Below are 13635 nucleotides of genomic sequence, written 5' to 3'. Positions count from 1 at the left end.
TTCTATTAACTAAGCCCATCTTATAAAGACCATAAGTGATTATATACAATACTATAACCAACACTGAGGGGACTATAATCTCATATCCCATTATAAACAACCACCAAAAAAAAGTTGAACTCAAGTGTTTACCCAGTATAAAAATACTATTTAATAAACTTTACTAGAATCACACTTATTAGATGATTAATATTAAAACTTCCCACTTCCTTAGACCCTCCAAATTAAAAGGAAGAGGAGATAGTGGGAAAAATTTAAATATTCCAAAGGGGTATATGTGATAAATACAAGGGATCCGGGCTCAGGTTATGGTATAAAAATTCGAATAATCCCTAGGAGTGTAACCTTTCAGTGGCATGAGCACTCTCTAATGAGAATTATAAGAAAATTTGGGCTGGGAAGCCCAATCTTGGATTGGGGGCCGGTGGTCTAGGGGTAGGATACCTCCCTGACACGGAGGTGGTCGCGAGTTCGAATCTCGTCCGGCCCATATGCCGTGGTAGTTCAGTTGGGAGAACGCCAGACTGAAGATCTGGATGTCGCCGGTTCAAGTCCGGCCCACGGCATCAGAAAGATTATTCTATTGGGGTTGCTGTAAGATAAGTGTTTGTCGCTCCATTAATCTTAACTTCTATGAAAGATCCTGGTTCGGCTTTTTCTGTTATAACAGGTATATAAGAATTGGTTCTCCCTATGAAACCTCCTTTCCGGCCTTTCTCGACTATTAGTATTTTCTGGGATGTTCCAACTAATTTCATATTATCTTCTATTGTTATCTCTGATTTTATCTTTTCTATTATTCTTGAGCGCCTTTTAACAACTTCAAAGTCTAGTTCTTTGAGTGAAGATGATAGTGCTCTCGGTCTATGCTTATACTTTGATAGGTGAATGAAGTTTGGTTTTATCTCTTTTAAAAGTTTGCAAGTGTCTTGGAATGCTTTTTCATCTTCTGTTGGATATCCTACTATTATATCGGTTGCAATGGACATTTCGGGTATTTCTTCTCTGAAACTTTCCACTATATACTTGAAATCTTCTACTGTGTATCCTCTCCCCATATCCTCCAATACCCTATTGTTTCCGCTTTGAACTGGTAAATGTAAGAACTTGTAGACTTTATCCGATTTGAATGCATCTATGAGATCCTCTAATATGTCAAGCACGTTTAAAGGGTGCATCATACCTACTCTTATCCTGAAATCATCCTCTATGGAACTTATCTCATTGAGGAGTTCTGGTAAACTTTCACCAATATCCCTACCATAGGCAGCCGTATCCTGGGCTGTTAATTGCAGTTCCCTACAACCCTCTATTATCGCCCTTTCTGCCTCCCTTTTAACGGCCTCCATAGGGTAACTTTGGAGTCTACCCCTGGCGAAACGGGTGCAACAATAACTACATTCTCCAAGACATCCTTCACATAACTGTATTATGTGTATGTGGGGGTTGAATCTTATCCGGGGCATCTCAACTTTCCTTATAGGATATGATCCCGTCTCTTTTATTCTTTCACCTCTTATCGCCCCTTTGACCACTTTATATATTCTATGGATTTTATGTGGTCCTATCCAACTGGCCCTTGGTGCTATCTTCTCGAGTTTTTCAGGGTCTATCTCCACCATGCACCCGGCTACTATTAATGGTTTGGAAGGATAAAGTTCTCGGACTTTTTTTATCCGGTTTATGACCTTATGTTCAGTTGGATGTTTAACATAGCATGTATTTATTATGATGAGATCAGCATCTTTGATAGTGTTCACTAACCTTATGCCTTTTTTTGAGAGTATTCCTGCCATTATTTCTGAGTCGCCTTTGTTAAAAGTGCATCCGAATGTTTCAATGTATGCTCTCATAATTGATCTCCAAAAAAATAGTTATTATCTTATATCTTTTTCTTTATAAAAAAATTTTTAAAATCGCCATCCATATTTACCTATTAAAGGTACGAATGCTACTCCACCAAGGTTTTTGGTCTTGAAATTGTCTTCTGATAATTTTTCCACTAGTAGAAGATCCTGGTAAAATCTGTCACGTCCAACCGGTACTAAGAGTTTCCCTCCAACCTTTAATTGCCTTTTGAGGGGCTCTGGCACATCTGGGGCTGCTGCGGTTACATAGATCCTATCATATGGTGCTGCCTCCTCCCAGCCTTCCGTGCCATCAGCATGGATAACTTTAACTTGCCTATAATCTTTCAATTTCTCTTTAGCCCGTTTATATAATGATTCTATACGTTCTATGGTGTAGAGTTTTCCCTCTTCCCCGATTATCTCCGCGACGACCGCTGCATGATACCCGCATCCTGTACCTACCTCCAACACCTTCATCCCCCTTTCAAGGTCTAGGACTTCACACATCATTGCAACCATGTGGGGGGCTGATATTGTCTGTCCCTCCCCTATTGGTAGTGGCTGGTCAAGGTAAGCACTCATCCTATGCTCTGGGGGTACGAACTTTTCCCTTGGAACCTTCTCCATGGCCTTTTTCACTTTCTCGGTTTTTATATAATTTCTGGCCACGAGGTCTTCAACCATTCTTTTGCGTTCTTCTAACATTAAGATCCCGATATGATATTTTCAGAAAGGTCGAACTTGTATTTTCCCCTGGTGGGTGACCCGTAGACTCTCTTGATCTTATGGGCTGGCGCAGCACCCCTTTTGATGAGTCTGTCAGTTGTTTTTATAGATTTCACTTGAAAGATATGATTTTCGAGTTTGAATATGTCACCAACCCTAAATGTGAAATTCCTGTCTAGTTCGAGTTTCCTTGAAAATACCTTTCCATGTAAGTCTATAGAAACTCCTACTCTTGCTGGAGCATCCAATGGTATGGCCCATATTGTGGCCAAGTCTAATGCCTTGCACTTGTCAACTCTTTTACCATTTTTCAGTTCCAAAGATGTTATCTCTACGAGCCTTCCACTTATGCTTAGAGTGTCTCCTACCGCGATTTCTTCATCAGAGTATAATTTGACCTTGTCCTTCCATGATTTTTCATATTGGCTTATGATCACTGGGTACTCGAGTGGCTTGGAAATAACTAGATTTTCTTTGAATATTGTCCCACAATCTTCACATTCTAGAATTAGTCTCTTAATCTTCTTATATTTCGAATCGGATTCAGTTTTACTTTTCAATACTTTGAGGGATTCCGAGCCACATATGGGACATCTCATCTCAGATTACCTCATTGATTAATGGCCTACCTTTTTTAGGTAGTGTTCCACGAGCCCGCCATCTTCTAGTATTTCCAGGATAAAATCATTGAACGGTTTTATCTTGAATGTTTCCATAGTAGTCTTATTTTCTATAATACCCCTCTCTAGGTCTATTTTGAGGATGTCACCTTCATCGGCTTTTATATCAGCTACTATAACTGGCAGTCCTATATTAATAGAGTTTCGGTAGAATATCCTTGCGAATGATTTTGCTATTATCGCTGATATGCCTGCATGTTTAAGGGCGCGTGGGGCCTGTTCTCTTGATGAACCGCATCCAAAATTTTTACCTGCCAAAATTATGTCCCCTTTTTTTACTTTACTTGGGAAATCCGGTCTTATACCCTCCATGATGTGGCTTGCAAGTTCATTTAAATTGAATGTTCTAAGGTATCTTCCAGGGATTATAACATCAGTGTCTATATTATCTGGGAACTTCCAAACTCTTCCTTGTATTATCTTATTCATATTTAGCCCCACTATTTCTAGCATTTGTTATAAGGGCTAAGCCCCCCATCTCACCCATGGCTTCCTCAGCCGCTCTTAGAACATCTTTTGGATTTGTGTCAGTGATTCCATAGACTGCTGGTCCGAATGAGCTCATACCCGCCCCTACAGCGCCAGTTGATAACATGCTATCTATTACCTTGTCTATGATTGGATGTTGAAGTTTTCTTTCAACTTTCTTAAATCCTATCCTCTGGATTTCGTTTATTGCTTCTCCGAATGATTCAATGTCCTCTTCTAGGACTGATGGCATCATCTTCATCAGGATTATATGGGATAATCTTTCAACCTCTTCTAGGGGTATGGGACAATATTCCTGGAATATGTTAACTTCCTTCCTTCCAGATACTTGTCTGTCAATCCTTGGAATGGCCACTATAATATTCCAATCCTCTGGGAAATCGTATCTGGCTATTACAGGTGGCGGTGATGCCTTGGATGCCGATGATGGTAAAAAGTCAGTCTTTTCTTTTTTACTATGTCCTCCGTCAACTATGAAACCACCATATTCAAATGAGGCCACGCCTATCCCAGACGTCCCACCCCTGCCAACTATCCTCGCAAGCTCCCACGAGTCCATTTCAGTCCCATGAAAACCTGTTATAAGCTTTGCGGTGGCGAGGGAAACCTGAGTCCCGGATCCAAGGCCTGAATGGACTGGGAAAGTCTTTTCTATGATGAAATCGAATCCTTCACCGCTTTTAAGGTAACTTAGTGTCCTTTTAGCTGCTTCCTCTATCTTTGCTGAATATTCTCTTATGAGATTCCCTTCAAGGTTCTTCTCTTCAAATTCTATTTTAAGTTCTCCATTGGGCTTGACTTTTATAATAAGGTTGGGATCTTTGAGTGTGATACCAACCCCGCCATCAAGGCGACCTCTTTCACCGTTGAGATCTATTAAGGTTAAGTGCAACCGCGAGGATGTTATAATCCTACCATTCATCATATCTCACTTTAAGCAGATTTTTCCTTAAATGGCCTGGCAAATTTTCTTTCAACAGCTTCCCTGTAAATGGAATTCATGGTACAGAATGGTATTATACGCCCATCAGGTATTGCATAATGGATTACGCACCTTCTAACCCTGTCGATATCAAAATTCCATGGGTCCATGAAATGCATACAAGATATTAGTAATGTCCTTTTATGGAATTCTCCAAGAGCCCTATAGGATCTCTCTTTAAATATTGAAATTAATATATTTTTTATATCCACAGACTTAGGGGCCTTTGAAGAATCAAGGAGCTTGGGAAGCTCTATTGCAGATCTTGCAATTGCCTTTGCCTTCCCGGTTATACCACCCTCTTCAATGTCCTGGACGTCCTTCTCAAGTATATTGAAGAATCTGTCCACGTCAATGAAACGTGTTATAGGTATTACGTGAGTGTTCTCTACAAAAACATATGTCGCGGTCCCACAATGTGGATGGCAAGTGAATGTGACCTGTGGTTCGCCTTCTAATGCAGCTACGAAATCTGATATGGGACAGACAGAAGATGCTGGATAGAAATCTTCTATTCTTATCTGGCCATTTGTCTGTTCTTCAACTAGCCTCTGGAAATCTGGTATTGTTATCCTCTGTTCTTCAACTTTATCTGCTGGTGTTCTGCCAGTGAATGATACTGGTTGGAAATTGACACCCCTTATTATGTCAATGTTTTTTACCGCGAATTTTATGATATCTCCTACCTGATGATCATTTATGCCCTTTACGAGTGTCGGTACAAGTACTATGCCCAGACCAACCTTCCTACAATTCTCTATAGCCTTTAATTTAAGGGGTAAAAGGTTTCTACCCCTGGACTTGAAGTATGGCTCCTCCGTAACGCCATCAAATTGTAAGTAGACTGTGTTTAACCCAGCTTCTCTCAGTTCCCTTGCAAGTTCAGGTTTCGTGGCTAATTTAACACCATTTGTAGCTATTTGAACGTGGGTGAAGCCTTCGTCCTTGGCGAGCTTGACAAGATCCACTATATCCTTCCTAACTGTGGGTTCGCCCCCAGCATATTGGATTGCAGGGGTTGGAACTGGCCTATTATCTCTAAGATTGCGCAACATTTGCCTTATTTCCTCATAGGATGGTTCATAGAGATATTTTGAAACAGCAGCATTTGCAAAACAGATGGGACAATTTAAATTGCAACGATTGGTAACATCAATAAGACCAAGGATTGTGTGACTCTCGTGCTGTGGACAAATCCCACAATCAAAGGGGCATCCTTTATCCGTTTCTGTGTGAGGATTTAAGATACCTTCACCCTTGTAATCGTAACTAGAGAATCTCTCATATGCTTTTTTATCACTCCAGTAAACATTTTCGAAAATACCATGATCTGGGCATTCTTTTTTTATTATAACCTTTTCACTTCCTTCTAGCACCTCTGCCTTGATCTTCTTAAGACATACTGGACAGAGGCTGTTGGTTTTTTTGATAACCACACTCCCACCTAAACATGATTTTTTCATGAAACTATTTTATTCCAGTAAAATTTTAATAAGGGCATTAAAGTTTATATACATCAATCCCCTTGATTTATGAAATCCACTTCTAATAGGGATGTTGGTGACTACAATGGAAATTGATGCTATCAATATCTTAGGTATTGTCTATGTAATATACTTTATGCTGCCAGCTTATATAGCAAATGTAAGTGCCCTTATTTTTGGAGGGGGCCCGCCCCTTGATCTTGGATATCAGTTCATTGATAAAAGGCGGTTGATAGGTGATGGGGTTACATGGCGGGGGAGTATAATAGGAACGCTACTAGGAACACTAACTGGGATGATACAGGGCACCCTAGTGGATAACGTACCCTATGGTGTCCTATTAGGTTTTCTCTTGGCGCTCGGAGCGGTTGTTGGTGATGCGTGTGGGAGTTTCGTGAAGAGGCGCTTTAATATAGAAAGGGGACGGCCTGCCCCGATCCTGGATCAATTAGATTTTGCTGTGGGCGCCATGCTCTTTGCATCCATTATTGTCAATTTTAGTTGGGAAATGATATTCATGATACTAATAATAACTGTAATATTACACCTTTCAGCTAATATTATAGCCTATCTGATTGGTGTGAAAGATGTATGGTACTAATCATTGTTTTTTTGTGAGGTGATCTCCCATCATAATGGCCGATCCTATTGCAGGTGCAACTATACAAGCTCGAGGATGTAAAAATTCATCCATACTCCTACATTCCATTTCTAGAATTTCTGCCGCTTTTCTTCCGAGGATGTTCATGCCAAGTCCTGTTGTAACTATCCTATCTAATTTTTCCCTATCTGAAACTTCTCTGATGGCCTCGGCTATCTTCAATATTTGTTGATGGTAGATGTATGCCGCTATCTCCCTTATGTCCTGCTGGTTTAGAAGTTTAAGGTCGGCACAGAGTAACCTTGCTATCCGTCTCATGGAATCTCTTATTGTCTTAGCGGCTCCATCTGGCGTGTCACAAGTATAATCTTTGTAGTCTATGTTGCCAAGTACTAGATGGATGTCAGCGGTTATGGCAAATAACTCGGATGAAACCCTATACCATCTGCCATGTAATGGGACCTTATCTACGATGGTTGCGAGGTTATTCCTTAGCACTCCAGTGTATACGAGTTCTCCTGTTGATAGCCTTTCTAGATCGGATCTTCCTTTTGCGCATTCCCTACCATCTTTTATTGGGATTATATCCGTGGTTGTGCTTCCGACATCTACCATTATACAATTTTCGCTTATGGCGGCGGCTAACTGGGATGTTGCAATCCAATTAGCAGCCGCCACTTCCAATGGGTTTTTTAGGGCGGTATCTGCATCTAGCATCCCTGATAAACTAACATATGCCACCGGGACGTTGAAAACTTCTTCAACCCTCCCTATTATATCCTTCACGCCTTCTTCTTTATCCTTGTACACGTCTGCAAGTTCTGCTGTCATTGTAACCCCAACACCATCTATTCCCTCCATTTCCCTACCTAAGAGTCCTCTTAGCGTTTCCTGGAGTTCGTTTTTCTTAAGCCACATGGGGAGGTATCTGGAATTTACTTTTATGTCCTTTAGCTCACCACTTTCTACTTCTATTATTGCTATGTCTGTGTTCGCGCCACCTATATCAATGCCCACAACTTTCATACAAATCAACCTATGATATCTATTATCATAGAATCTTTACCCTTTTTAAATTCAGCAACCCCATTTATACTCCATTTCTTGGGTATTTTACCATTAACCGCCGCTATAATAGCCTTTCCAAGGTTTATATTAATGAGTTTTCGGAGGGCGATGTATGGTGTAGTTATTCTAGAATTTAATTCAACTACATAAATCTTATCTGATAGTATTAAGTCAACACCAACATATCCTCTGAGCCCATCTATAGATTCAACAGCCCTTTTAGCTACTAATAATGCATCAGCAGCCATTTCATGCTCAAATGGTGTGACACCCCCCCTATATTCCAATATACCATCATTATATTCTATATTTTGTCTATTCAATGATAATGGGAGTGCCGTTTCCCCATTGGATAATATGCTGACACTTACAGGTTCACCCTCTACAAATTTTTGTATTATCATCCTAGAATCTGTTGATTTTATTACCTCTTCAAGCTCTTCACTTGATTCTATAATTTTTATACCTTGACATGCAACTCCATCGATAGGTTTAACCACTATTTTCCCCGTAAAATTGACATTATCATATGTTTCTATGAGAGGTACTTTACCTTTAAGTGCATTATAGGTTTCACGCTTATCAGAACATATAAGAACGGCTTCAGAGGCCGAGCCCATAATCTGGACGCCCTCTGATTCCAATAAACGAGTTAACTTATATAATTCCATGTTTTCTTCAGGTGCTATGAAAAGAGCCGCATCAAATTCACTTGCATTTTCCTTAATCCATGAATAAAGATCTTCTCGTAATATGATAGGATTGGGATAATCAACCAAACCAGTAAAATTTTCAGATATGAGATAAGATGGTTTAAACTCCCATAAATCTTGGAGTAAAGCTTCGAGCATGGATCTGCCCTCTATTAGGATACTAGGATCCTGGATACCCGTGGCAGTCGCATATTCAAATATTAGTAGGTTCAAGGACGACCCACTCCCTTGAATATTATACCTTTCTCCTTGAATTTTTCAGGTTGTAATATGGGCCTTGCGCAGATGAAAACCCTCCCCCGGACCATGTTAGGTTCTATCCTACGATATTCATCATGGTCTGTCATTAAAACTGTACAGTCACACTTTAGAGCCTCTTCTAATGTAACAGGTTCCGCTCCCATGGCTTTTATAACTTCCTTTTTCACATAGGGGTCATGTACTACCACGTGGGCTCCTTCTTGTATTAGCGCGTCTATTAGCGGTTTTGAGGGTGTTTCTCTAGTATCAGCCACATTACCTTTATAGGCTACCCCTAGAATTCCTATATTAGAATTTCGGATACTTACCCCTGTATCATTTAGGGCGTCTTTTATGAGTTGGAGTACATGGTAGGGCATTTCCTCGTTTATTTGGCGTGCTGTTCTAATCAGCCTTGCAGGAACCCCTCTGGCTTCTGCCATTTCAACTATAAAGTAAGGGTCTATAGAAAGACAGTGCCCTCCAACTCCTGGGCCTGGTATGTGTAGATTTACCCTTGGGTGGTAATTCGCAGCTTCTATAGCATCTATGGCATCTATGCCGAGTGATTCGCATATGATAGCCAATTCATTCGCTAATGCGATATTGGTATCGCGGTAGGTGTTCTCCATCAATTTAACCATCTCTGCAGTTACTATATCCTTAACTTTCACTATTTCGCCTTTTGTTATCTTATTATAGAGTTTGACAGCTCTTTCCGTGCTCTTCTCGTCAATGCCGCCTATAACCCTGGCATTGTGTGTCATCTCATATAATGTATTATTTGGCAAGGCCCTTTCAGGTGTGTATACAAGTCCAAAATCCTCTGAAACCTTTAAGCCACTCTGCTCGAGTATTGGTAAAATGATTCTTTCGCATGCGGTGGGTGGAACAGTACTTTCAACTATTACAAGATCGCCCTTTTTAAGACCTTTTGATATCGTCTTTGATGCTGATATGACTGCTGAAAGGTCTGATGACTTATCAGCACCCAATGGTGTTGGGACCACCATTATCATTATGTTGGCTCTTTTGGCAGCATATTCACCATTGTCTGTTGCCTTTAGTTTTCCTTTTTTAACAACTTCAAGGAGAAGTTCATCTAATCCAGGTTCTATTATGGGTGAAATGCCTCGGTTGATTGAATTAACAATATCAGGGTTTATATCAACACCAATAACTTCAAAACCTGCCTTGGCGAAAAGTGCGGCGGTTGGAAGTCCTATATGGCCCAGTCCAAAAACAGCTATTAAATCCATGTTATCTCCTCACAAAATTTTATATATGTCACATATTACCTGTTTTCCTTTAAGGTTCATTGTCTGATGTGGAAATCTTGGTTTAACCCCATCATAGACTATTCTAACCTTGCAATTGTCTCTTTTTTCCAAAGATTCTACAGTTATATCCTCTTCTATGAAATGCAATTCTCTTTGGATACTTGAAAGTATGTTCTCGGGTGGTCTTATGGTTAATCTGCCTTTATTATAAAAATTGAGTGTTGCGTTGATTATTCTCTTGGAGGCTTTACCATCACCATAGGGGTTGGGGGCATTTATCATTTTCATCCTAAAATTGGGATCATCTTGGATTAATCTGAGAGTGTTAATTATCCTTTTTCTGTCTGCGCCTACAAGTATGTTCCCACCAACTTCAACCGTCTCTGGACGTTCTGTATTGTATCTTAGAGTTAGACATGGTATGTTAAGTGTTATGGCTTCTTCCTGTAAACCTCCGGAATCTGTGAGGACAGCATATGACTTTGATAATAGTAGGAGGAAATCAAGGTAGCCTAAAGGCTTTACTAATTTTATATGTTCAGCTTTGGCTAGAATTTTGTAGAGGTGAAATTTTTCGAGATTTTTACGTGTACGTGGATGTACTGGGAATATTATCGTGAAATCATCTAATTCTAATAATGCTTTGGTTATGGATTTGAGTCTGGCCTTGTTATCGACATTTTCGGCTCTGTGCATTGTGAGAGTGATAATTTTATCAAATGGAAACCTTATAGTGGATTTTCGTTTGGCGATTTCAAGGTTTCTAAGACAAGCATCAACTATAGTGTTTCCTGTTATGATAATATTTTCCGGATCCGCGCCTTCAAACAATAAGTTCAAAGCTGCTTTTTCCGTTGGAGTGTAATAAAGGTGTGTGCAAGTGTCTGCAACTATCCTGTTTATTTCTTCTGGCATTGTCTTGTCAAATGATCTTAGACCCGCTTCTACATGGCCTACTGGTATGTGCATTTTCGACGCTACTAGGGCGCCTGCTAGTACAGCATTTGTGTCCCCCTGTACCATGACGATGTCTGGTTTTTCTTCTTTTAGGATGTCTTCAAGCCCTTCCATTACAGTTGCTGTCATTTTAGCGTGGCTTTTAGAACCCACTCCTATGTTATGATCTGGTTTGGGAAGTTCAAGGTCTTGGAAGAATTGATTTGACATTTCATGGTCATAGTGTTGGCCCGTGTGTATTAAGGAAAACTCTATGTTCCTTTTTTTGATTTCATCGACTACTGGTGCCATTTTGATTATTTCTGGGCGGGTGCCGATGACTATAGCGATCTTCATACAATCCACTCTCTTTAATGTTTTCTCCGCCTTTTAGCCCTGTATTCATCTATTATCTTCCAAAGTTTTTGTTTTTCTTTTTTTCTTCTTTTTTCCATTATTTTTTTCTTCCATTTTTCTATTTCCTTTTCAAGATCTTTGGCCTTGACTAGGGCGAAATTCTCACGGATTTCAAGTGATAGGTTTTCCTCTGAGATTACTGGGATTTCTTTATCCTCGAATATTCCGAGGGCTTGGTGCGACATGTTTTCCCTTGTTATTATTGCCCTTGGGGCTAATTTGGTGAGTATTTTCGCAGTTTGGGAGCCTCCACCCTTGGCATTGTATAGGAGGATCAAATCATCCTTTTTTATTTTCCATTGTTGACAAGCTTCTTTTATACCTTCTTTGGTGAATGATTTCACAATTTTTACAGGGAGCTTTTCACCTTTATCTTCGAACTCCTTCATTTCTAATAGTGAATTTATGTTCCTCTCTAGGTTTTCCCTTAGATTTTTTTCTTTGTTATATTTTTCCTGTAATTTTTTTATCAGCTTTATCTTTGATGATAATTCTTTATTTAGAAGGATGTCCTTTGAGTATTCATAATGTAATCTTTCAATTTTCTTTTTTAAGTTGAGATTTTCTCTTTTTTGTCTTCGCAACTTATTCCTTAATATCCTATTTTGTCGTTTAATCTTGTTTATTAAAAGCTTCTGGTGTTCAATTTTCCTTTCCTGTAATTTAATTCGCTTTTTTAATTCTGACAATTCATCTAAATCCTCTTTTGGTCTTTTTCTGATATCAGGTTTTTCTGTTATTTTCTCGACACCTTTTGGTCTTCTGATTTTCTTTATGGCGTTAGTTATTGGGGTACCTTTGATCACTAGTCCCTTTATTTCATCAAGTTCCCTCTCGTTAATATCTAAACGTGTAAGACGAGATTCCACTTGTCTTAGCTTGTTTTCATAGTGTCTATATGTTTTGATCGCAGCTGCGAGGGCATCCCTTTCATGTGCATCTAATGAAATATCCAACTTTTTCTCCATTAAGAATGTGTTAACAAGTTCATTCTTCGAAGCCACAGAAAATATCCTCTCTGGAGTATACAATCTAGAATTCAATGTTGTTGCAATCTTTTTAACCATCTTGGGTGGTGGATGGACATCAGAACCGACTACAATAGCCTTACCCTTATCCATAATTTCCATGATAACCTCTGCATGTGAGGCCTCTTTTATACTATTAATGTGTACAAGATCTCCTCTAAGGTTTAAAATGGCAATGCCCACGGTTAAACCAGGGTCTAAGCCTACTATAATGGGAGATTTAACACCATTAGTTTTTAATTTATCATCCTCCAATTACTCTTTTAAATTGGCCGACAAGTACCAACATAAGGTTGTTCACATTATTGTTTTTGTTTATAATATTATTTGAAGGTTATAAGGGTATCCCTCATCACTTTTCTAACAATAGATGCCCTCTTATATTCTAAGAATTCTTCTTCCAACATTGATCTGAATGAGGATATTGCATACTCATCTTCTTTGAATCTGATTTTAACCCCATATTCGAGTCCCATTAAAATAAGGTTTTCTGGTGGCATTGGTTCTATATAGATTCTTTCTTTTGGGTTGAGTAATTCATCAACCTTTTCTGCTTCGATTTCCCCTTTTCCAACATCAGCGATGACCTTCACCATTTTCCTAACCATCTGCCATAAGAAACTTTCACCAACCACGTCGATAAGATAATAATCATCATCTTCTTGGATTTTAACAGACTCTATCCTCCTTATAGGGTTTCTTTCAATCCTCTTGGAGAAATTCGTGAAATCATGTGTTCCTTCAAATTTGGAAGCCGCTAAACGCATAAGTTCTAAGTCAAGATCATCATCAAATAATATATAACGATAATATCTTCTAATGGGGTATCTTACCTTGAATCCATAGTATACAGAGGCACTTGCCAATACTTTAATGTCACGTGGCAGAATATCATTAATTTGATTCACATGGACATCATATGGTGTGAAAAATGTCACAACATTACCAAGTGAATGCACACCCTTATCTGTTCTGCCAGCAGCTTGGAATCTAGCATCCTTCGGATCCTCAATGAGACCAGCCTCTTTTAATGCGCTTATAAGCTCTCCTTCAACCGTGGGTAGGTCCGGCTGCCTTTGGAATCCATAAAAGCGCGTGCCTATGTATGCTATTTTCAATGCTATTTTCTTCATATTTGTAT

General features: G+C 39.4%; 13 protein-coding genes and 2 tRNA genes. 3 read left to right on the top strand and 12 right to left on the bottom strand.

Features of this window, described 5'->3' with window-relative positions; genetic code table 11:
- Positions 1–418: 418 nt before the first annotated feature.
- Together QFX38_02855 and QFX38_02850 are read left to right on the top strand one after the other, a co-directional pair.
- A tRNA-Val gene (locus QFX38_02855) sits at positions 419–490 on the top strand.
- A 3-nt stretch (positions 491–493) separates the two neighbouring features.
- Positions 494–566 (top strand) — tRNA-Phe (locus QFX38_02850).
- Positions 567–575: 9 nt separating this feature from the next.
- Here the strand turns inward: QFX38_02850 and QFX38_02845 are convergent.
- Genes QFX38_02845 through QFX38_02820 form a run of 6 tightly spaced genes read right to left on the bottom strand, consistent with a single transcriptional unit; the run spans position 576 to position 6163 of the window.
- Entirely contained in the window at positions 576–1853 is a 1278-nt protein-coding gene (locus QFX38_02845) for a tRNA (N(6)-L-threonylcarbamoyladenosine(37)-C(2))-methylthiotransferase (GenBank protein ID MDI9623809.1), read from the bottom strand.
- A 57-nt stretch (positions 1854–1910) separates the two neighbouring features.
- The gene (locus QFX38_02840; GenBank protein MDI9623808.1) at positions 1911–2555 is read right to left on the bottom strand and encodes a protein-L-isoaspartate O-methyltransferase; all 645 of its coding nucleotides are present in this window, start codon (positions 2553–2555) and stop codon (positions 1911–1913) included.
- Positions 2555–3175: an HVO_0476 family zinc finger protein gene (locus QFX38_02835; GenBank protein ID MDI9623807.1), complete on the bottom strand. Its 621-nt coding sequence runs from the start codon at positions 3173–3175 to the stop codon at positions 2555–2557. Before QFX38_02835 ends, QFX38_02840 begins: the two co-directional genes overlap by 1 nt.
- Positions 3176–3193: 18 nt before the next feature.
- The gene (hacB, locus tag QFX38_02830; protein ID MDI9623806.1) at positions 3194–3685 is read right to left on the bottom strand and encodes a homoaconitase small subunit; all 492 of its coding nucleotides are present in this window, start codon (positions 3683–3685) and stop codon (positions 3194–3196) included.
- Positions 3678–4670: a beta-ribofuranosylaminobenzene 5'-phosphate synthase gene (locus QFX38_02825; protein ID MDI9623805.1), complete on the bottom strand. Its 993-nt coding sequence runs from the start codon at positions 4668–4670 to the stop codon at positions 3678–3680. Before QFX38_02825 ends, hacB begins: the two co-directional genes overlap by 8 nt.
- 8 nt (positions 4671–4678) lie before the next feature.
- Positions 4679–6163 carry a radical SAM protein gene (locus tag QFX38_02820; GenBank protein ID MDI9623804.1) on the bottom strand — a complete coding sequence of 495 codons (1485 nt, stop codon included), beginning with the start codon at positions 6161–6163 and terminating at the stop codon, positions 4679–4681.
- Positions 6164–6296: 133 nt separating this feature from the next.
- Here QFX38_02820 and QFX38_02815 point away from each other — a divergent pair, with 133 nt between their 5' ends.
- The gene (locus QFX38_02815; GenBank protein MDI9623803.1) at positions 6297–6812 is read left to right on the top strand and encodes a CDP-2,3-bis-(O-geranylgeranyl)-sn-glycerol synthase; all 516 of its coding nucleotides are present in this window, start codon (positions 6297–6299) and stop codon (positions 6810–6812) included.
- Here QFX38_02815 and QFX38_02810 read toward each other — a convergent pair whose 3' ends face one another.
- The 6 genes from QFX38_02810 to truA all read right to left on the bottom strand — a co-directional run bounded on the left by QFX38_02810 (position 6813) and on the right by truA (position 13627).
- Positions 6813–7838: a hydantoinase/oxoprolinase family protein gene (locus tag QFX38_02810; protein MDI9623802.1), complete on the bottom strand. Its 1026-nt coding sequence runs from the start codon at positions 7836–7838 to the stop codon at positions 6813–6815. It abuts the gene before it with no gap.
- 5 nt (positions 7839–7843) lie between these two features.
- Complete coding sequence (locus tag QFX38_02805) at positions 7844–8806, bottom strand: ATP-grasp domain-containing protein (GenBank protein MDI9623801.1); 963 nt, start codon at positions 8804–8806, stop codon at positions 7844–7846.
- The gene (locus tag QFX38_02800) at positions 8803–10092 is read right to left on the bottom strand and encodes a nucleotide sugar dehydrogenase (GenBank protein ID MDI9623800.1); all 1290 of its coding nucleotides are present in this window, start codon (positions 10090–10092) and stop codon (positions 8803–8805) included. The genes QFX38_02805 and QFX38_02800 overlap by 4 nt, the downstream gene beginning before the upstream one ends.
- A gap of 9 nt (positions 10093–10101) precedes the next feature.
- Positions 10102–11406: a UDP-N-acetylglucosamine 2-epimerase (non-hydrolyzing) gene (wecB, locus tag QFX38_02795; protein ID MDI9623799.1), complete on the bottom strand. Its 1305-nt coding sequence runs from the start codon at positions 11404–11406 to the stop codon at positions 10102–10104.
- A gap of 14 nt (positions 11407–11420) precedes the next feature.
- Complete coding sequence (locus tag QFX38_02790; GenBank protein ID MDI9623798.1) at positions 11421–12749, bottom strand: DUF460 domain-containing protein; 1329 nt, start codon at positions 12747–12749, stop codon at positions 11421–11423.
- A gap of 68 nt (positions 12750–12817) precedes the next feature.
- Positions 12818–13627: a tRNA pseudouridine(38-40) synthase TruA gene (truA, locus tag QFX38_02785; protein MDI9623797.1), complete on the bottom strand. Its 810-nt coding sequence runs from the start codon at positions 13625–13627 to the stop codon at positions 12818–12820.
- Positions 13628–13635 lie beyond the last annotated feature (8 nt).

The sequence above is a fragment of the Methanothermobacter sp. genome, assembly GCA_030055615.1.
In the GTDB taxonomy this organism is placed as follows: Archaea; Methanobacteriota; Methanobacteria; order Methanobacteriales; family DSM-23052; genus Methanothermobacter_A.
Note: the sequence above shows the minus strand (reverse complement) of the source record. Positions and strands in the feature narration are given on the sequence as shown.